Annotated in this window: 14 protein-coding genes; 11 read left to right on the plus strand and 3 right to left on the minus strand. The window is 73.2% G+C overall.

The annotated features are described in order from the left end of the window. The first annotated feature begins 18 nt into the window (after positions 1–18). The 5 genes from KLI87_RS36155 (at position 19) to clpX (ending at position 7,415) form a co-directional block, all read left to right on the plus strand. On the plus strand, positions 19–2,535 hold the full coding sequence (locus KLI87_RS36155; protein ID WP_308166468.1) for a Tex family protein: 2,517 nt from the start codon (positions 19–21) through the stop codon (positions 2,533–2,535). A 266-nt stretch (positions 2,536–2,801) separates the two neighbouring features. Next, positions 2,802–4,307 (plus strand): trigger factor, encoded by a 1,506-nt coding sequence (gene tig / locus KLI87_RS36160; RefSeq protein WP_214620630.1) that lies wholly within the window; start codon positions 2,802–2,804, stop codon positions 4,305–4,307. 302 nt (positions 4,308–4,609) lie between these two features. Continuing rightward, positions 4,610–5,242, plus strand: a complete 633-nt coding sequence (locus tag KLI87_RS36165; protein WP_067461358.1) for a ClpP family protease — start codon at positions 4,610–4,612, stop codon at positions 5,240–5,242. Positions 5,243–5,361: 119 nt separating this feature from the next. Beyond that, complete coding sequence (locus KLI87_RS36170) at positions 5,362–5,967, plus strand: ATP-dependent Clp protease proteolytic subunit (RefSeq protein ID WP_214620667.1); 606 nt, start codon at positions 5,362–5,364, stop codon at positions 5,965–5,967. A 173-nt stretch (positions 5,968–6,140) separates the two neighbouring features. Continuing rightward, the gene (clpX, locus tag KLI87_RS36175) at positions 6,141–7,415 is read left to right on the plus strand and encodes an ATP-dependent Clp protease ATP-binding subunit ClpX (protein ID WP_214620631.1); all 1,275 of its coding nucleotides are present in this window, start codon (positions 6,141–6,143) and stop codon (positions 7,413–7,415) included. A 590-nt stretch (positions 7,416–8,005) separates the two neighbouring features. Here the strand turns inward: clpX and KLI87_RS36180 are convergent. Then, positions 8,006–8,665: a response regulator transcription factor gene (locus KLI87_RS36180; protein ID WP_214620632.1), complete on the minus strand. Its 660-nt coding sequence runs from the start codon at positions 8,663–8,665 to the stop codon at positions 8,006–8,008. Further along, positions 8,655–9,497 (minus strand): sensor histidine kinase, encoded by an 843-nt coding sequence (locus KLI87_RS36185; protein ID WP_156218028.1) that lies wholly within the window; start codon positions 9,495–9,497, stop codon positions 8,655–8,657. Before KLI87_RS36185 ends, KLI87_RS36180 begins: the two co-directional genes overlap by 11 nt. Before the next feature lie 191 nt (positions 9,498–9,688). Here KLI87_RS36185 and KLI87_RS36190 point away from each other — a divergent pair, with 191 nt between their 5' ends. Together KLI87_RS36190 and KLI87_RS36195 are read left to right on the plus strand one after the other, a co-directional pair. Continuing rightward, positions 9,689–12,355 carry a valine--tRNA ligase gene (locus KLI87_RS36190; protein WP_214620633.1) on the plus strand — a complete coding sequence of 889 codons (2,667 nt, stop codon included), beginning with the start codon at positions 9,689–9,691 and terminating at the stop codon, positions 12,353–12,355. Between the two features lie 75 nt (positions 12,356–12,430). Beyond that, positions 12,431–13,444, plus strand: a complete 1,014-nt coding sequence (locus tag KLI87_RS36195) for a hypothetical protein (RefSeq protein WP_214620634.1) — start codon at positions 12,431–12,433, stop codon at positions 13,442–13,444. Here KLI87_RS36195 and KLI87_RS36200 read toward each other — a convergent pair. Then, on the minus strand, positions 13,401–14,627 hold the full coding sequence (locus KLI87_RS36200; RefSeq protein ID WP_214620635.1) for a hypothetical protein: 1,227 nt from the start codon (positions 14,625–14,627) through the stop codon (positions 13,401–13,403). The two genes, KLI87_RS36195 and KLI87_RS36200, sit on opposite strands and share 44 nt — an antisense overlap. A gap of 142 nt (positions 14,628–14,769) precedes the next feature. Here KLI87_RS36200 and KLI87_RS36205 point away from each other — a divergent pair, with 142 nt between their 5' ends. The 4 genes from KLI87_RS36205 (at position 14,770) to ndk (ending at position 18,794) form a co-directional block, all read left to right on the plus strand. Then, positions 14,770–16,137 (plus strand): folylpolyglutamate synthase/dihydrofolate synthase family protein, encoded by a 1,368-nt coding sequence (locus KLI87_RS36205; protein ID WP_156218153.1) that lies wholly within the window; start codon positions 14,770–14,772, stop codon positions 16,135–16,137. A 5-nt stretch (positions 16,138–16,142) separates the two neighbouring features. Beyond that, positions 16,143–16,574 carry a DUF4233 domain-containing protein gene (locus KLI87_RS36210; RefSeq protein WP_214620668.1) on the plus strand — a complete coding sequence of 144 codons (432 nt, stop codon included), beginning with the start codon at positions 16,143–16,145 and terminating at the stop codon, positions 16,572–16,574. Positions 16,575–16,693: 119 nt separating this feature from the next. Then, a complete protein-coding gene (locus tag KLI87_RS36215) occupies positions 16,694–18,274 on the plus strand; it encodes a hypothetical protein (protein WP_214620636.1) in 1,581 nt (526 codons plus the stop codon). Between the two features lie 109 nt (positions 18,275–18,383). Further along, positions 18,384–18,794, plus strand: a complete 411-nt coding sequence (ndk, locus tag KLI87_RS36220) for a nucleoside-diphosphate kinase (RefSeq protein ID WP_214620637.1) — start codon at positions 18,384–18,386, stop codon at positions 18,792–18,794. Positions 18,795–18,968 lie beyond the last annotated feature (174 nt).

Genomic DNA, 18,968 nt, shown 5'->3' on the forward strand with positions numbered 1-18,968 from the left:
ACCACGGGGGGCAAGGAGATCGAGGCACCGCCGCCGATCACCCACCGGATCGCCGGGGAGCTCGGCGTCCGCGAGGGACAGGTGCGGGTCGCGGTCGACCTGCTCGACGGCGGGTCGACCGTCCCGTTCATCGCCCGCTACCGCAAGGAGGCGACCGGCGCCCTCGACGACGCGCAGCTCCGCGCGCTGGAGGAGCGGCTGCGCTACCTGCGCGAGCTGGACGAGCGGCGCGCCGCGATCCTGGAGTCGATCGAGTCCCAGGGCAAGCTGACCGACGAGCTGCGCGCCCAGATCATGGCCGCCGACGCCAAGGCCCGGCTGGAGGACATCTACCTCCCCTACAAGCCCAAGCGGCGCACCAAGGCGCAGATCGCCCGCGAGGCCGGTCTCGAACCGCTCGCCGACCTGCTGCTGGGCGACCCGTCCCACGACCCGCACGAGGCCGCCGCCCCGTACGTGGACGCCGAGAAGGGCGTCGCCGACGCGGCCGCCGCGCTGGAGGGCGCCCGCGCCATCCTCGTCGAGCGCTTCGCCGAGGACGCCGACCTCATCGGCGCGCTCCGCGAGCGCATGTGGACGCGGGGGCGCGTGGTGTCGCGCGTCCGCGAGGGCAAGGAGGAGACCGGCGCCAAGTTCGCCGACTACTTCGCCTTCGCCGAGCCGTTCGCGAAGCTGCCCTCGCACCGCGTCCTCGCGCTGTTCCGCGGCGAGAAAGAGGAGGTGCTCGACCTGGACCTGGAGCCCGAGGAGGCCCAGGACGACACCGACCCCTCCGCGCGCAGCTCCTACGAGGTGGAGATCGCGCGCCGCTTCGACGTCGTCGACCAGGGGCGTCCGGCCGACAGGTGGCTGCGGGACGCCGTGCGCTGGGCCTGGCGCACGCGGATCCTCGTCCACCTCGGCATCGACATGCGCACCCGGCTGCGGCAGGAGGCCGAGGACGAGGCGGTCCGCGTGTTCGCCGCGAACCTGCGCGACCTGCTGCTCGCCGCGCCCGCCGGGACCCGCGCCACGATGGGCCTCGACCCCGGCCTGCGCACCGGCGTGAAGGTCGCCGTCGTGGACGCCACCGGCAAGGTCGTCGCGACCGACACGGTCTACCCGCACGAGCCGCGCCGCAAGTGGGACGAGTCGATCGAGACCCTCGCCCGGCTCGCCCGCGAGCACAGGGTCGACCTCGTCTCGATCGGCAACGGCACCGCGTCCCGCGAGACCGACAAGCTCGCCGCCGACCTCATGGCCCGCCACCCCGACCTCGGGCTCACCAAGATCATGGTGTCGGAGGCGGGCGCGTCGGTGTACTCCGCCTCCGAGTACGCGGGACGGGAACTGCCCGGCATGGACGTCTCGCTGCGCGGCGCCGTCTCCATCGCCCGCCGCCTCCAGGACCCGCTCGCCGAGCTGGTCAAGATCGACCCCAAGTCGATCGGCGTCGGCCAGTACCAGCACGACATCTCCGAGGTGAAGCTGTCGCGCTCCCTCGACGCCGTCGTGGAGGACTGCGTGAACGCGGTCGGCGTGGACGTCAACACCGCGTCCGCGCCGCTGCTCACCCGCGTGTCGGGCATCGGCGAGGGGCTCGCCGAGAACATCGTCGCGCACCGCGACGCCAACGGCCCGTTCCGCAGCCGGGGCGGCCTCAAGGACGTGCCGCGGCTCGGCCCGAAGGCGTTCGAGCAGTGCGCGGGCTTCCTGCGCATCCCCGGCGGCGACGACCCGCTGGACGCCTCCAGCGTGCACCCCGAGTCCTACCCGGTCGTCCGCCGGATCCTGGACGCGGCGGGCAACGACATCCGGGGCCTGATCGGCAACACCGCCGTGCTGCGGGGGCTCAGGCCCGCGGAGTTCGTCGACGACACCTTCGGGCTGCCGACCGTCACCGACATCCTCGCCGAACTGGAGAAGCCCGGCCGCGACCCGCGTCCGGCGTTCCGGACGGCGACGTTCAAGGAGGGCGTCGACAAGCTCTCCGACCTCGAACCCGGCATGGTCCTGGAGGGCGTCGTCACCAACGTCGCCGCGTTCGGCGCCTTCGTGGACGTCGGCGTCCACCAGGACGGGCTCGTGCACATCTCCGCGATGTCCAGCAAGTTCGTGTCCGACCCGCGCGAGGTCGTCAAGCCGGGCGACATCGTCCGCGTCAAGGTCCTGGACGTCGACCTCCAGCGCAAGCGCATCTCCCTGACCCTCCGCCTGGACGAGGACCGGAGACAGGGCGGCGAGCGCGACCAGGCGCCCAACCGGGGCGGCGGCCGGGGCGGCCAGAACGGCCGCGGGAACCAGAGCGGCAGGGGGAACCGGAACGGCGGCCAGCGCGGCAAGGGCGGACGCGGCGGTCAGGGAGGCCAGGGCGGTCAGGGAGGTCAGGGAGGTCAGGGAGGTCAGGGAGGTCAGGGCGGACGCGGCGGCCGAGGCGGGCAAGGCGGAGGCCAGCGCGGCCAAGGCGGGGGTGGGGGAGGTGGCGGAGGCGGCGCGATGGCCGACGCGCTCCGCCGCGCCGGGCTCGACAAGGGCCTTCCGCCCAAGAAGCGATGACCCCGCCTCTACCGCATTGTCGACATGAAATCGACCGCTCTGTCCTCTGCCGGCCGTCTCGTGGCGCGATCACGCGGCCGCGAGGCGTGTTTCTCGGTGGTTGTGGCACACCGATGTCCGCAGACGTTGCCGGTACCCCATAGACTTGGCCGCGCGAAGGCGCGGAGCCCCGTTTCGGCATGCCCGCGCCACCTGAGAGACTGACTGGCTGAGCACGCGTCGAACGCCGCGGCCGAGACAGCGCCCGATCAAGGAGACCTACCCCAGTGAAGACCGATGTCGAGGAGCTGACCCCCACGCGGGTCAAGCTCACCGTCGAGGTTCCGTTCGACGAGCTCAAGCCGAACCTCGACAAGGCGTACAAGGAGATCTCGCAGCAGGTGCGGATCAAGGGCTTCCGGCCCGGCAAGGTCCCCGCCCCGCTGATCGACAAGTACGTCGGCCGGGGTGCGGTGCTGCAGGAGGCCGTCAACGACGCGCTTCCCGAGCTGTACGGACGCGCCGTCGAGGAGACCGAGATCTTCGTGCTCGGCCAGCCGGACGTCGAGGTCACCGAGCTCGACGACGGCAACCAGTTCGCCTTCACCGCCGAGGTGGACATCCGGCCCAAGTTCGAGGTGCCCGACTACGACGGCCTGGAGGTCGTCGTCGACGACGCCGAGGTCACCGACGAGCAGGTCGAGGAGACCGTCGGCAACCTGCGCGAGCGGTTCGCCTCGCTGACGACCGCCGAGCGGCCCGTCGAGGAGGGCGACTTCGCGACCGTCGACCTCGTCGCCAGGATCGACGGCGAGGAGGTGGAGGACGCCTCCACCTCCGGCTACTCCTACGAGGTCGGCAGCGGCTCCACCATCGAGGGCCTGGACGAGGCGCTCACCGGCCTGTCCGCCGGCGAGGAGAAGACCTTCACCAGCACCCTGGCCGGCGGCGAGCACGCCGGCGAGGAGGCCGAGATCACGGTCACCGTGCAGAGCGTCAAGGTCAAGAACCTCCCCGACCTCGACGACGAGTTCGCCCAGCTCGCCAGCGAGTTCGACACGCTCGATGAGCTGCGCGGCGACGTCCGCACCCGGCTCGGCCGCCAGGTCCGGCTCCAGCAGCTCTCCGACGCCCGCGACAAGGCGCTGGAGGCCCTGCTGGAGAAGGTCGACATCCCGCTTCCCGACAAGGTCGTGGAGGAGGAGGTCGGCCGCCGCAACCAGCAGCTCGACCAGCAGCTCCAGATGGCGGGCCTCACCCGGGCCGACTACCTCAAGGACGAGGAGAAGACCGAGGAGGAGTTCGAGGCCGAGGTCGCCGACGCCGCGCGGCTGGCGGTCAAGGGCGGGTTCGTGCTGGACCAGCTCGCCGTCCAGGAGGAGCTGGGCGTCGAGAACGAGGAGCTCAGCGAGTACGTCGTCTCGCAGGCCATGCAGATGGGCGTGCAGCCGCAGCAGCTCGCCGAGTACCTCACCCAGAACAACCAGCTCCCCGCGATCGTCTCGGAGGTGCTGCGCAGCAAGGCGCTGAACCTCGTGGTCGAGCACGTCACGGTGAAGGACGAGTCCGGCAACGAGATCGACGTCGACGCCGTCCAGCGGGAGCTGAACGGCGAGACGGGCGAGACCGTCGCCGTCGAGGAGGACGCCGCCGAGACCGGCGATGCCGCCGAGACCGCCGAGGCTCCGGCGGCGGAGGAGACCTCCGCGCAGGAGGCCCCCGCCGCGGCTGAGGCCGCCGCTGAGGAGGCCCTGGCCGACAAGACGGACGATGAGGAGAAGAAGGACGCCTAACGCCTTCTCCGCCCAATCCAGGGCATCGGGCACGCCCCGCATCCGACCACCGGATGCGGGGCGTTTCCATGTCCCGCTGCTGTCCCGCTCCTGTCGCGCGTCGGTCGGGTATTCGTCCCGAGGCGAACGAGCGCGTGTCGCGGGTGTGCCGCGCCCGCGTCCGGGGAGATCGTGACGGGGCGGGCGCCGACCGGATACGCCCCTGGCGAAAAGGCGGCCCCACGGGCTTGGCCAGGCCCCTGAGCGCGTTAATGTCCAATCATCCGAACCGATTAAAAGGACCGGAGGAACACCCGGTGAGCATGCCTCCGACTTTCGACGAGTCGTCGCGGATCCAGGCGCGGGTCGCCGAGGCGCCCCTGTTGCCTCTGGGCGACCAGCTGTTCCAGCGGCTGCTGCGCGAGCGCATCGTCTTCCTCGGCCAGCAGGTCGACGACGACATCGCCAACCGCATCTGCGCCGAGCTTCTGCTGCTGTCGGCCGAGGACGGCCGGCGCGACATCACGATCTACATCAACTCGCCCGGCGGCTCGGTCACGGCCGGCATGGCGATCTACGACATCATGCAGTACGTCCCGAACGACATCGTCACGGTCGGGATGGGGCTGGCCGCGTCGATGGGCCAGTTCCTGCTCTGCGCGGGGACCACCGGCAAGCGCTACGCGCTGCCGCACGCGCGCATCATGATGCACCAGCCGTCCGGCGGCATCGGCGGCACGGCCTCCGACATCAAGATCCAGGCCGAGCAGATGCTGTACGTCAAGAAGACGCTCGCCGAGAAGATCGCCGAACACACCGGCCAGCCGCTCGACCAGATCGAGCGCGACTCCGACCGGGACCGCTGGTTCACCGCCGACGAGGCCAAGGACTACGGGTTCGTTGACCACGTGGTGCTCAGTGCCACCCAGGTGCCCTCCGAGGGCACCGTCTCCTGACGACCTGAACCATTAATCGGAGGCACACAGTGAGCGACCTCATCCGACCCGGCTTCACCGATCTCACCCGTCCCGGCGTCCAGGCGGGCGGGTCCGCGACGCCGGTCGACAACCGCTACATCATCCCGTCCTTCGTCGAGCGCACCACGTACGGGGTCAAGGAGATGAACCCGTACAACAAGCTCTTCGAGGAGCGGATCATCTTCCTCGGCGTGCAGATCGACGACGCGTCCGCCAACGACGTGATGGCCCAGCTGATCACGCTGGAGTCGATCGACCCCGACCGCGACATCAGCATCTACATCAACTCGCCCGGCGGCTCGTTCACCGCGATGACGGCGATCTACGACACGATGCAGTTCGTCAAGCCCGACGTCCAGACGGTCTGCATCGGCCAGGCCGCCTCCGCCGCCGCGGTGCTGCTGGCCGCCGGCACGAAGGGCAAGCGGGCGGCGCTGCCGAACTCGCGGATCCTGATCCACCAGCCCGCCACCGAGGGCACCTACGGGCAGTCCAGCGACATCGAGATCCAGGCCCGCGAGATCATGCGGATCCGCGAACTGCTGGAGAGCATCCTCGCCGAGCACAGCGGCCGGGGCATCGAAGAGGTCCGCCGCGATATCGAGCGCGACAAGATTCTGACGGCGGACGAGGCGAAGGAGTACGGTCTCATCGACGACGTCTTCGTCAGCAGGAAGCGCAAGGCCGAGGTAGTGTCGTCCTGAGACGACACGAGGACGAGGGAGTCCCCCAGCCCGGTCGTCATACTTCCGGGCGAGGGGCTCACCTAGTCCGTTGGAGGCGGTAACGTCGAGTCCAACGTCGAGAGCCTTCGGGACGCAACCGAGCTGCGCCGCATCCTCTCAGGCGCGCGGCCCCACGAAAAGGAGACAGTTGGGTGGCACGCATCGGCGACGGTGGTGACCTGCTCAAGTGCTCGTTCTGCGGCAAGAGCCAGAAGCAGGTCAAAAAGCTCATCGCGGGTCCGGGCGTGTACATCTGCGACGAGTGCATCGATCTCTGCAACGAGATCATCGAGGAGGAGCTCTCCGAGACCTCCGACCTCAAGTGGGACAACCTGCCGAAGCCGCGGGAGATCTACGAGTTCCTGGATTCCTACGTCATCGGCCAGGAGACGGCGAAGAAGGCACTCTCCGTCGCCGTCTACAACCACTACAAGCGGATCCAGTCGGGTGACACCGGCAGGGACGACCCGGTCGAGCTGGGCAAGTCCAACATCCTGCTGCTGGGCCCCACCGGATCGGGCAAGACGCTGCTCGCGCAGACGCTCGCCAAACTCCTCAACGTCCCGTTCGCCATCGCGGACGCCACGGCGCTGACGGAGGCCGGATACGTGGGCGAGGATGTCGAGAACATCCTGCTCAAACTGATCCAGGCGGCCGACTACGACGTCAAGAAGGCCGAGACCGGGATCATCTACATCGACGAGGTCGACAAGATCGCCCGCAAGAGCGAGAACCCGTCGATCACCAGGGACGTCTCGGGGGAGGGCGTCCAGCAGGCGCTGCTGAAGATCCTGGAGGGCACCACCGCCAGCGTTCCGCCGCAGGGCGGCCGCAAGCATCCGCACCAGGAGTTCATCCAGATCGACACCACGAACGTGCTGTTCATCTGCGGCGGCGCGTTCGCGGGCCTGGAGAAGATCGTCGAGTCGCGGGTCGGCAAGCAGGGGATGGGCTTCGGCGCCCAGATCCGCTCCAAGTCCGACTTCGAGGACGCCTCGGCCGTCCTGGGCGACGTGATGCCCGAGGACCTGCTGAAGTTCGGGATGATCCCCGAGTTCATCGGCCGGCTGCCGTCGATCACCTCCGTCCACAACCTGGACCGCGAGGCCCTGATCAACATCCTCACCGAGCCGAAGAACGCGCTGGTGCGCCAGTACCACCGCCTGTTCGAGCTGGACGGTGTCGACCTGGAGTTCACCGACGACGCGCTGGAGGCCATCGCCGACCAGGCCATCCTGCGCGGCACCGGCGCCCGCGGCCTCCGCGCGATCATGGAGGAGGTGCTCCTGTCGGTGATGTACGAGGTCCCGAGCCGCCACGACGTGGCGCGCGTCGTGATCACGCGCGAGGCCGTCCTGGAGCACGTCAACCCCACCCTGGTCCCGCGCGACCGGCCCAAGCGCGAACCCCGCGAGAAGTCCGCCTGACCGGCGGCCGGAGCCCCGCCGGGGCCCCGGCCCCTAAGGTCTGGAGAGCAGCGCGCCCGTGGTCCCCACGGGCGCGCTGCCGCATTTCACGACAAAACCCCGACGAGCCGCAACGGCCTCCCTCGGGCCGCCCGCCGCCCGCCCCGATCCCGCAGGAAGCGACCCGCGAGGCGCCAGCCGCCGCGGACGGCGCATCAGAGCCCGCGAGGGATGCCCTGCTGCGCGCCAGCGGCCCGGATGGCGCGTCAGACCTTGCGGGGGCCGCTCTACCGGGCGCGGATGGCCCGGACGACGTCTCAGGGTCCGCGAGGACGCACTGCCCGGCGCGGGTTGGCCCGGGTGGTGCATCAGAGTCCGCGAGGAAGCCCTGCCGGACGTGGGGCCGCGTGGGGCCCGGGGGCCAGAGCCCATCAGGGGGAGGCGGCTGGGGCGAGTCGCGCAGGCGGTGCGGCCGAGATGTGTCGGCCGAGACCGGTCAGGGGCGGCCGAGCCGGGCGCGGGTGGTGCGGCGGAGTCCGCGAGGGCGTTCGGCGTGGTGCGGGTGGCCTGGGGACGGGCCGGTGAGGCCGGTCAGGTACGGCTAGGCGGGGTCAGCGGGGGGTGGATTCGCCCAGGCCCGCCTCGCGGGCCAGCACGATGGCCTGGGCGCGGTCGGCGACGTGCAGCTTCATGAAGATGTTCGAGACGTGGTTGCGGACGGTCTTCTGGCTGAGGAAGAGCGTCCCGGCGATCTCGGCGTTGCTGCGGCCCTGCGCGATCAGTTCCAGGACCTCCCGCTCGCGCTCGGTGAGCTCGGGGAAGGCGGCCTGGCGCGGGTCGGGCATGTCGGTGAAGTAGGTGAGGACGCGGCGCGCGATCTCCGGGCCGTAGATGGCCTCGCCCGCCGCGACGGCCTTGACGGCGCGCGCGATCTCCTCGGCCCCCGACTCCTTCAGCAGGTAGCCGCGGGCGCCGGCGCGCATCGCGGCGAAGACCGAGTCGTCGTCGCGGAACATCGTGAGGACGAGGACGCCGATGCGCGGGCTGGTGCGGGTGATCGTGCGGGTGGCCTCGATGCCGTTGCCGCCGGGCATGTGCAGGTCCATCACGACGACGTCGGGTTGCAGTTCGGCGGCCATCCGGACGGCGTCGGGGCCGCACTCGGCCTCGCCCACGACGTCCACGCCGAGCGCCTGGAGGAGCCCCTTGAGGCCCTGCCGGAACACCGGATGGTCGTCGGTGATGAGCACGCGGATGGACTCAGTGCCCACTGCCTCGCCTCCGCTCGGCGGTTCGGGCGCCCTCCGGCGCCGGGTTCCGTGGTCGCGTCGCAGGGCGATGGTACCCGGAGGTCGTCCCGGCCACAGCGAGCGGAAGATGCGCGGTGACGACGGTGCCGCCGCCCGTCCGGGACGCGACCGAGCAGCCGCCGCCGAGTTCGGCCGCCCACTCCTTCATCGCGGCGAGGCCGCGGCGCGACTTCGGCCGGCCGCCCCGGGACGTCTCGTGCAGGCCCGGACCGGTGTCGGCGACCAGCAGGTGGAGTTCGGTGTCGCGGGTCAGCAGGACCAGCACGGTGCTGCCGGGGGCGTGCAGGCGGACGTTGGTCAGCGCCTCCTGCGCGATCCGGTACGCGGCGACCTCCACGGCGGCGGGCAGCCCGGCGGGGTCGCCGTCGAAGCGGACGACGACCCGGTCGCAGCAGCCCTCGGCGAAGGACTGGATGGCGGCGACGAGGCCGAGGTCGTCCAGGGCGGGGGGCCGCAGCCCGTGCGCCATGTCGCGGATCTCCCCGACGGCGATCGCGAGCCGGTCCCGGACGTCCGACAGCAGCGGTTCCATCCGCTCGGGCTCGCAGGCGAGCGTGATGCGCGCCGCGTCCAGCGACATCGCGAGGCTCGCCAGCGTCGGGCCGAGCCCGTCGTGCAGGTCGTGGCGGAGCCTGCGGCGCTCCTCCTCGCGGCTGGCGAGGATCCGTTCCCTGGAACGTTGCAGTTCTGAGGTGAGACGGAGGAGGTGGGGGATGCCCGCGGCATGTGCCGCCGCGGCCCCCGCGGCGAACGCGCCGGCCAGCACGGCGGCGCGTGCCAGTACCGCTCGCATCCCGTCCCAACCCCTCTCGCTCCGCGGCCGTGGACTCCCGCCCCGCGCACGCGGGCGTTCGCCGTCAAGCCTTGCGGGCGGGACGACCCGGTGTCAGGTGACCTGTGTCCCGACCGCGACGGGAAACGCCGGGACGCCCCGCCGGCGCCGCCCGGCGTTCCACCCCCGGTGGGCCCGTAGAATCGTCGGTCGTGACACAGCCCAGCACTGAGCGCGGCCAGGAGGCCGGCGCGGACGTCGACCTGCCCACCCAGTACCGACCGGCCGATGTCGAGGGCCGGTTGTACGAGCGCTGGGTATCGGCGGGGCTGTTCACCGCCGACCCGGAACGCGACCCCTCCCGCCCCGCCTTCTCGATCGTGATCCCGCCGCCGAACGTCACCGGTTCGCTGCACATGGGGCACGCGCTCGACCACTCCATCCAGGACACGCTCGTCCGGCGCAACCGGATGCGGGGCCGGGAGGTGGTGTGGGTGCCCGGCATGGACCACGCGGGCATCGCCACGCAGAACGTGGTGGAGCGCGAGCTGGCCAAGGAGGGCCTGTCCCGGCACGACCTCGGCCGCGAGGCGTTCGTGGAGCGGGTCTGGAAGTGGAAGGGCGAGTTCGGCGGCCGCATCCTCGGCCAGATGCGCCGGCTCGGCGACAGCGTCGACTGGACGCGCGAGGCGTTCACGATGGACGAGGACCGCGCCCGCGCGGTCCGGACGATCTTCAAGCGGCTGTTCGACGACGGGCTCATCTACCGCGCCGAGCGCATCATCAACTGGTGCCCGCGCTGCCTGACCGCGCTGTCGGACATCGAGGTCGAGCACGCCGACCGCGAGGGCGAGCTGGTGTCGATCCGGTACGGGTCGGGCGAGGACGCGATCGTCGTCGCGACGACCCGGGCGGAGACGATGCTCGGCGACACCGCCGTCGCCGTCCACCCGGACGACGAGCGCTACCGGCACCTGGTGGGCCGCGAGATCGAGCTGCCGCTGACCGGCCGCCGCATCCCGGTCGTCGCCGACGAGCACGTCGACCCCGCGTTCGGCACCGGCGCGGTGAAGGTCACCCCGGCGCACGACCCGAACGACTTCGAGATCGGCCGCCGCCACGGCCTGCCGTCGCTGACCGTCCTGGACGAGCGGGGCGTCGTCACCGCGCACGGCCCGTTCGAGGGCCTGGACCGCTTCGAGGCGCGGCCCGCCGTGGTCGCGGCGCTGCGCGAGCAGGGGCGGATCACCAAGGAGGTCCGCCCGTACGAGCACTCGGTGGGGCACTGCCAGCGCTGCGCGACGGTCGTCGAGCCGCGCGTGTCGCTCCAGTGGTTCGTGAAGGTCGAGCCGCTGGCGCGGGCGGCGGGCGACGCCGTCCGGGACGGGCGGGTCGCGGTCCACCCGCCGGAGATGGCGGCCCGCTACTTCGAGTGGGTCGACAACATGCACGACTGGTGCATCAGCCGCCAGCTCTGGTGGGGGCACCGGATCCCCGTCTGGTACGGGCCCGGCGGCGAGGTCGTCTGCCCGGGGCCCGACGAGGCGGCGCCCGAGGGCTGGACGCAGGACACCGACGTCCTCGACACCTGGTTCTCCTCGGCGCTGTGGCCGTTCTCGACGCTCGGCTGGCCGGCCAAGACGCCCGAGCTGGAGCGCTTCTACCCGACGTCGGTGCTGGTCACCGGCTACGACATCCTGTTCTTCTGGGTCGCGCGGATGATGATGTTCGGCCTGTACGCGATGGACGGCGTCGTGCCGTTCAAGGAGATCGCGCTGCACGGGATGGTCCGCGACCAGCACGGCAAGAAGATGTCGAAGTCGTTCGGCAACGTCGTCGACCCGCTCGACTGGATCGACCGGTACGGCGCCGACGCGACCCGCTTCACGCTGCTGCGCGGCGCGAACCCGGGCGGCGACGTCCCGGTCGCCGAGGACTGGGCGCAGGGGTCGCGCAACTTCTGCAACAAGCTGTGGAACGCGACGCGGTTCGCGCTGATCAACGGCGCGCACGTGCGCGGCGCGATGCCCGCCGAGGTGTCGACCGTGGACGCGTGGGTGCTCTCGCGCCTGCACGCCGTCATCGCCGAGGTGGACGCCCACCTGGACTCCTACGACTTCGCCAAGGCGTGCGAGACGCTCTACCACTTCGCGTGGGACGAGGTCTGCGACTGGTACGTGGAGCTGGCGAAGGTCCAGCTCGCGGACGAGCGGGCGGAGGCGACGCGCCGCGTCCTCGGCGAGGTGCTCGACAACCTGCTGCGGCTGCTCCACCCCGTGATCCCGTTCGTCACCGAGGAGCTGTGGGGGTCGCTGACGGGGCCGTTCCGGGGGGAGCGGGGGGTCGCCCCCCCGCAAGAGACCCGCGAGGCCACGGTGGTCACCGCGCCCTGGCCAGCGGCGGACGCCGGGCGCGCCGACCGCGCCGCCGAGGCGACGGTCGAGTCGCTGCAGCGCCTGGTCACCGAGGTCCGCCGGTTCCGCGCCGACCAGGGCCTCAAGCCGGGCCAGCGCGTCGCCGCCGAGCTCGCGTGGGGGGACTCGCCGCTGGCCGCGCACGAGGAGGGCGTCCGCGCGCTGCTGCGGCTGACGCCGCCCGGCGAGGCGTTCACGGCGACCGCGGCGCTGCCGGTCGAGGGCGTGACGGTCCGGCTCGACACGGCGGGCGCCATCGACGTCGCCGCCGAGCGCAAGCGGCTGGAGAAGGACCTCGCCGCCGCCCGCAAGGAGGCGGGGCAGGCGCGCGGCAAGCTCGGCAACGAGGCGTTCATGGCCAAGGCGCCCGAGGCGGTCGTGGCGAAGAACCGGGAGCGGCTGGGCCAGGCCGAGGCCGACATCGAGCGGCTCCAGGCACAGCTCGCGGCGCTTCCGGCGGGCTGATCCAGGCTACGATCCGTCTCGTCCGCGGGCCGTGGGCGGCGCCCCCGCGCGGGCAAGGGAATCTTCGGGAGTGCAATGGCCGGTTCACCTTCTCCGTCCGACGCGCCGGACGTCCCGTCCGGTGACGACGTGGCCGTGGCGCGGGCCGCCGACGACGCCGACCCGCAACCGCCGCCCGGACCCGTGCCCGAACCGGGGCCGGAGCCGGGGTTGGAGCCGGGGTTGGAGGCGGCGCCGTGGGGCGCGTCGCTTCCGTGGTGGTCGGTGGACCAGGGCGGCGGCACCGGCCCGCAGAACGTCCAGGACGGCACGGGCCCGCACGCGGTCCCCCCTCCGCCGAACGGCACCGGGCCGCTTCCGGTGGCGCCCCAGCCTCCGCTTCCGGGGGCCGGGCCCGGTGAGCGCAAGCCGGTCCCGAGGCTGCTGCTCGGCGCGGGCGTCGGCGCGCTCCTCGTCGTGGTGCTCCTGGCGGGCGTGCTGGCGTTCCGCTCGAACGGCGGGAAGAAGACCGGCTCGGAGATCACCGCGTCCAAGCGGCGGATCACGGCGGTCGCGGTCGCGGGCGGGCTGCGCCGGGACGGCACCGCGCAGCCGGTGACGAGCGCGGCCTACCCGTTCGTCGCGGCGGCGGTCAGGGCGGGCGGCGTCCCGGTGAGCAAGGACGGCGCGGCCGTCTACGCCGACGCGCCGGGCGGGCCGCTGAACGTGCTGTTCATGGGCGGGACGGGCGCGGTCGGCGACCCGGTCGCCTTCCTGCGGACGATCCGCCCGCCGACGTTCATCGCCGCGCAGAGCACCGGCCCGGGCAAGGAGGGCGGGCGGGCGCTGTGCGGGTCGTTCGCCGTGCTGGCCGAGGTGCACGTCTACTGCGCGTGGGCGACGAAGGACTCCTACGGCGTCGTCGCGTCCAACATCGCCGTGCGCGCCGCCGCGAACGCGACGAACACGACGAACACGACGAACACCGTGGACGCCGCGGGCTCCCCGGGCACCGCCCTCGACGTGACGGCGGCGGCGAACCAGGAGATCCCGGTGGTGGCCGACCTCATGCGCCGGATCCGCCAGGACGTGGAGAAGCCCCGGCGTTGAACAGCCGCCGCGTCCCGGCGTCCACCGCGTCGAGGACGAGGCCGGTGAAGTAGACGGTCCCGACGGCGAGGACGCGGTGCCCGAGGGTGGCGAGCGAGGCGGGCGTGATGGCGGCCGCCTCGACGACGTCCCAGGACGGCGGGAGCGCGCGGGTGAAGCGCAGGTGCGCCGCCGGGAGCCGGACGAACGTCACGGGCACGTCGCCGAGCGCGGCGACCGCGCCGTCCAGGTCCTTGTGGTCGGGCAGGCAGACGACGGCGTGGTCGACGGCTCCCCAGCGGGCGCGGGCGGCGGCGAGCGCGGCGGCGACGCCCGTCCGGTCGACGGCGGAGTCGACGAGCACGGTGGTCGCGGACCCGGGGACGCGGTGCCAGGACAGCCGCCCCGGCAGGACGACCGACGCCAGCACCGCCGCCGTCCGCGCGGGGTCGGGCTCGCCCACGCCGGGCACGCGCCGCGCGGCGGCGACGCCGAGTTCGGCGCTGATCCGTCCGAGCCCTTCGGGCAGCAGGTCGGGGGCGAGGCCGCCGTCGCCGGGTGCGACGTACTCGACGCGTCCCGCCAGCGCGTCCGCGACCTCGGGGGACTGCGGCGCGGAGAGAACGGCTCGCGTGCGCGGCCCGGCCACGCCGAGCTTGTCGAGCGCGATCTCCGCGGCCGTGTCGCCGAGGACGCCGAGGTGCTCGCCGAAGACGGGGGTGAGGGCGACGACGTCCGGGGGGAACAGGCCGACCTCGTCCGAGCGTCCGCCCATGCCCGCTTCCAGGACCAGCACGTCCGCGTCCACGTCGCGCGCGTGCAGGACGCCCGCGAGCGTGAACAGCCCGGCGGGGGACAGGTAGCCCTCGGAGGGCGCGAGCACGGCGATGCCGTCGCGGAGCCGCCGCCCCAGGGAGGCGAGGTCGCCCTCCGACACGGCTCGGCCGTCCACACGGAGGCGGTCGCGGTTGTCGCGCAGGCCGGGGCTCGTCACCGTGCACACGCGCCTGCCCGCCGCAGCCAAAAAGGCCGACGCGTAGGTCGCGGCCGTGCCCTTTCCCTTGGAGCCCACGACGGTCAGGAGCGGAACGTCCAGGGAGAGGACGCCAAGGGCCTCCGCCAGCGCGCGCGCACGGGGAAGGCTGCGTTTCGCCCCGGCGGCGCGTCGTTCCCACTCCGCGAAGAAGACCTCATCGGCGCCCATGCGTCCCATGCTCGCAGTGCCCGGCCCGGGGCGGGCCGGGCGGCGGTGCCGAGTAGGCTCTGAGGGTCACTTTCCGCAGTCATGGAGCATCGTGAGCCAGCCAACCGAGCCGCTCGACTACCGGGACGCCATCGGCGTGATCATGAGCCGCGGCGTCGAGTGGGAGATCGACCCCACGCTCGACCGCGTCCGCGACCTGGTCGACGTCCTGGGCGACCCCCACCGCGCCTACCCCGTCATCCATGTGGCCGGGACGAACGGCAAGACCAGCACCGCGCGGCTCATCGAGGCGCTGCTGCGCGAGCGCGGGCTGCGCACCGGCCTCTACACCAGCCCGGAGATGACCACGCTGCGGGAGCGGATCGCGATCGACGGGGAGCCGCTCAGCGAGGAGCGGTTCGTCGAGACGCTGCGCGACGTCCTGCCCTACGTCCAGATGATCGACGGCAAGCACCCGGTGCCGCTGTCGTTCTTCGAGGTCCTCACCGCCATGGCCTACGCGGCGTTCGCCGACGCGCCGGTCGACGTCGCGGTCGTCGAGACCGGGATGGGCGGCACCTGGGACGCCACCAACCTCGCCGACGGCGCCGTCGCCGTGATCACCCCGATCGGCCTGGACCACACCCGCTACCTCGGCGACACCGTCGAGGAGATCGCGGGCGAGAAGGCCGGGATCATCAAGCCCGGCGCGGTCGCCGTGCTGGCGCAGCAGCCGGTGGAGGCGGCCGAGGTGCTGCTGCGGCGGGTCGTGGAGAGCGGCGCGACGGCGGCCCGCGAGGGCATCGAGTTCGGCGTGCTCGGCCGCGAGGTCGCGTTCGGCGGCCAGATGCTGCGCCTCCAGGGCCTGCACGGGATCTACGACGAGGTCTTCCTCCCGCTGTTCGGCGAGCACCAGGCGGGCAACGCCGCGACCGCGCTCGCCGCCGTCGAGGCGTTCGCGGGCGGCGCGGCGAGCGCGGGGGAGGCGGGCCTGGAGGCCGCCACCCGCGTCGCGCCCGGCGAGACCTACACCGGCGGCGACGGCGGGCTCGACCCGGCGCTCGTGCGCAGCGGGTTCGCCAAGGCCGCGTCGCCGGGGCGCCTTGAGGTCGTCCGGACGGGCCCGACCGTCCTGCTGGACGCGGCGCACAACCCCGCCGGGATGGCCGCGAGCGTCCAGACCGTCACCGAGTCGTTCGGCTTCACCCGGCTGGTCGGGGTGCTCGCCGCCGCCGCCGACAAGGACGTCGCGGGCATGCTCGACCAGCTCGAACCCGTCCTCGCCGAGCTGGTCGTGACCCGCAACACCTCGCCGCGCTCGCTGCCGCCCGAGGAGCTGGCCGAGATCGCCGGGGGGATCTTCGGGCCCGAGCGCGTGCACATCGCCGACCGGCTCGACGACGCCATCGACCGGGCCATCGGGCTGGCCGAGGAGACCGGCGAGTACCAGGGCGCGGGCGTCCTGATCACCGGGTCGGTGGTCACGGTCGGCGACGCCAGGACGCTGCTGCGCGTAGGGGAGGGCCGGTGACGGTCATGGACGCATCCGGCGCGGGCGACGACACGAGCGCGGGCACGGGCGGCGCGGGCACGGGCGGCTTGGGCACTGGCGGGCCGGGGGCCTCCCGGGCGCGGCCCGCCGGGGATCCGGTGCGGCGGCTGCTGGCCACGGTGCTGGCCTGCGAGGCGGTCGTGATCGCGCTCGCGATCCCGGTGGCGGTGGCCGTCCTGGACGTGAGCGGCGGCACGGCGGGCGCGGTGTGCGGGGGGCTGGCGGTCGTCTGCCTGCTGATGGCCGGGCTGCTGCGGTTCTCCTGGGCGGTCCCGGCGGGCACGGTCCTCCAGGTGCTCGTCATCGCGACCGGGTTCATGGTGCCGACCATGTTCTTCCTCGGCGCCCTGTTCGGGGCGCTCTGGGGAACGGCGATTTGGATGGGACGCAAGGCGCGGGAAGCGGCGGCGCGCTAAATTCGGAGGCGGCGCCCATTCCCGTCCGCCTGCGCTTTCCCTTCCCGGTCAATTCCGACATCTTTCTCTTTTGGGAAATGCTGGACGTTGGTGGACGGCGACCTCCGGAGGAGAAGGTCGTGTCCACCCGCACATACCAACACCCGGCCCGGCGGGGCCGGGCGGCCACCGTCGCCGCCACGTCCGGCGCGCTGGTGATGGCCGCGACCGTGCTGCCCGCCGCCGTGCTGACCGTCCCCGACACCACCGCGAACGTCGCGCCCGCGGCCGCCGAGGCGCTGCGCCTCGGCACGGGCGACGTCGCCGGGCTGCTGCGCGCCACCGGCCTGTCGCTGCCCGCGCTGCTGCTCGCGGTGCCGCTCGCCGCCGTCGCCGCCCGCCGGTTCTCCGCGTGCTCGGTGGCCGCCGCCGGGCTGCTCCTGCTGCTCGCCGGGATCGGCGCGGCGCGGTTCGCCGGATCGGTGCCGCAGGCCGGGTTCGTCCGCGCGGCGGAGGGCGCGGGGGCGGGCATCGTGCTGCCCGCCTCGCTCGTCCTGATCTGGGAGCGGCGCAGCCGCGCGCTCGCCGCGCTCTGGGCGGGCGGCCTGGTGTGCGCGCTGCTGGCGGCGATGCCGGTGGCGCTGCGCCTCGTCCCGATGTCGCGCGGGGACGCCGCGCGCGGCCCGGACTGGCACCGCGCGCTCGCCCCCACCCCCTGGCCCGCGATCGCGGCCGTCGCCGCCGTCGCGCTGTTCCTGTTCCTGCGCGGGCGCGGCCCGTGGCGGCTGCCCGCGCCGCGGCACATCGAGCGCGGCCAACTCGTGCTGCCGCTCGTCCCCTCGGCGGGGTTCGCGTTCCTCGCCGTCGTCGCGGCGGACGGGTGGTCGCCGGGCGCGCGGCTCGCCGTCGGCGCGCTCGCGCTGCCCGCGCTGCTCGCCCTCGCGCTCGCCTGCGGCGGGGACGCCTCGGTGGGCGGCCCGCACGGCTGCGCGGTCGTCATGATCGCGACCGGGCTGCTCACCTACCCGGTCGCCGCGCCGCTGGCGGGGCTCGCCGCCGTGGGCGCCCACGCGCGCGGCGGCACCGGTGTGCCGCTGACGCCGTTCGCGCTCGCCGGTGCCGCCGCGATCGCGGGGGCGCTCGCGTCCCTGCGGGCGAGGCCCAAGGCCGGCGTCCTGGCGGGGTACGGCCTGATGCTCGCCGCCCTGCCGTTCGGCCTCGCGACCGGCCGCACGTTCGGGCTCGCGGACGGCCTCGCGGGCGGGACGGCGGGGCAGGCGAGCCTGTGCGCCCTCCTCGTCCCGCTCGGCGCCGGGGCGGGCCTGGCGCTGGCCGCCTCGCTGCGCGACGCGTCCGCCGGCGCGGCGCTGTTCGGGCTGGCGCTGCTGTTCCCGGCCGTCCTCGCGGGTCAGCTCGTCGTGCTGTCGCTCCAGGCGTCCTGGCTCGTGCGGGCCCGCCCGGTGACGCAGGCGCAGCAGTTGGACGCGCTGGCCGGCGGCTACCACGTCTGGCTCGCCGCCGCGGCCGGGGCGCTCGTGCCGCTCGCCGCCGCGACGGTCCGCGCGGGCGCCCTCGCCGGCGCCCGCTCCCGGGCCCGCGCCGCCGCCCGCGCCGCGCGTGCCGGCGCGCGGGCGACGGGACGCGCCGCCGCCGCGATCGACCCGGCCCCCGGGGCCGCCGCCGGAGAGGCCGAGGCCGCCGCGGGGCCCGGCGCCGGGTAGGATTCGCGCGCAGTGGTGCGCGGGCCGCGGCGTGACCGGTCACGCCTGGCCGGCCCCGTCGGACGGGGCGGCGCCACCCCGATCCGAAACTCATCGAGGAGAGTCTTCCGTGTCCGAGCGCACTCTTGTCCTGGTCAAGCCCGACGGTGTCCGCCGCGGCGTCGTCGGCGAGGTGATCTCGCGGATCGAGCGCAAGGGCCTGTCGCTCGTCGCGCTCGAACTGCGCACGCTCGCGCGCGAGACCGCCGAGGCGCACTACGAGGAGCACGCCAGCAAGCCGTTCTTCGGCGAGCTGGTCGAGTTCATCACCGGCGGCCCGCTGGTCGCGATGGTGGTCGAGGGCCCGCGCGCCATCGAGGCGTTCCGCGCCCTCGCCGGCGCCACCGACCCGGTGAGCGCCACCCCCGGCACCATCCGCGGCGACTTCGCGCTGGAGATCGGCGAGAACATCGTGCACGGCTCCGACTCCACCTACTCCGCCGAGCGCGAGATCAAGCTGTTCTTCCCCGAACTGGGCTGACCCCCCTCCGGGCGGCGCCCGGACGAGGCACATCGACACACGCGGGCCGGCGGACCGGCCCGCGTTGTGTTTTAACTAAAACAAGGCTGCTCAGCACACGAATTTTTGGCGACGCGCGCGCCGGGGGTGACTGCCCGCTGGCGCGTGAGCACGTTACGATGGACAAGCCGCTAT

Origin of the sequence: Actinomadura sp. NEAU-AAG7, assembly GCF_018603865.1 — a bacterium.
In the GTDB taxonomy this organism is placed as follows: Bacteria; Actinomycetota; Actinomycetes; order Streptosporangiales; family Streptosporangiaceae; genus Spirillospora; species Spirillospora litoris.

Excerpts from the sequence above, each read along its gene's own strand:
- KLI87_RS36165 (WP_067461358.1), top strand. The coding sequence starts at position 4,610 with ATGCCTCCGACTTTCGACGAGTCGTCGCGGATCCAGGCGCGGGTCGCC.
- KLI87_RS36185 (WP_156218028.1), bottom strand. The coding sequence starts at position 9,497 with ATGCGAGCGGTACTGGCACGCGCCGCCGTGCTGGCCGGCGCGTTCGCC.
- KLI87_RS36195 (WP_214620634.1), top strand. The coding sequence starts at position 12,431 with ATGGCCGGTTCACCTTCTCCGTCCGACGCGCCGGACGTCCCGTCCGGT.
- KLI87_RS36200 (WP_214620635.1), bottom strand. The coding sequence starts at position 14,627 with ATGGGCGCCGATGAGGTCTTCTTCGCGGAGTGGGAACGACGCGCCGCC.
- KLI87_RS36205 (WP_156218153.1), top strand. The coding sequence starts at position 14,770 with ATGAGCCGCGGCGTCGAGTGGGAGATCGACCCCACGCTCGACCGCGTC.
- KLI87_RS36210 (WP_214620668.1), top strand. The coding sequence starts at position 16,143 with ATGGACGCATCCGGCGCGGGCGACGACACGAGCGCGGGCACGGGCGGC.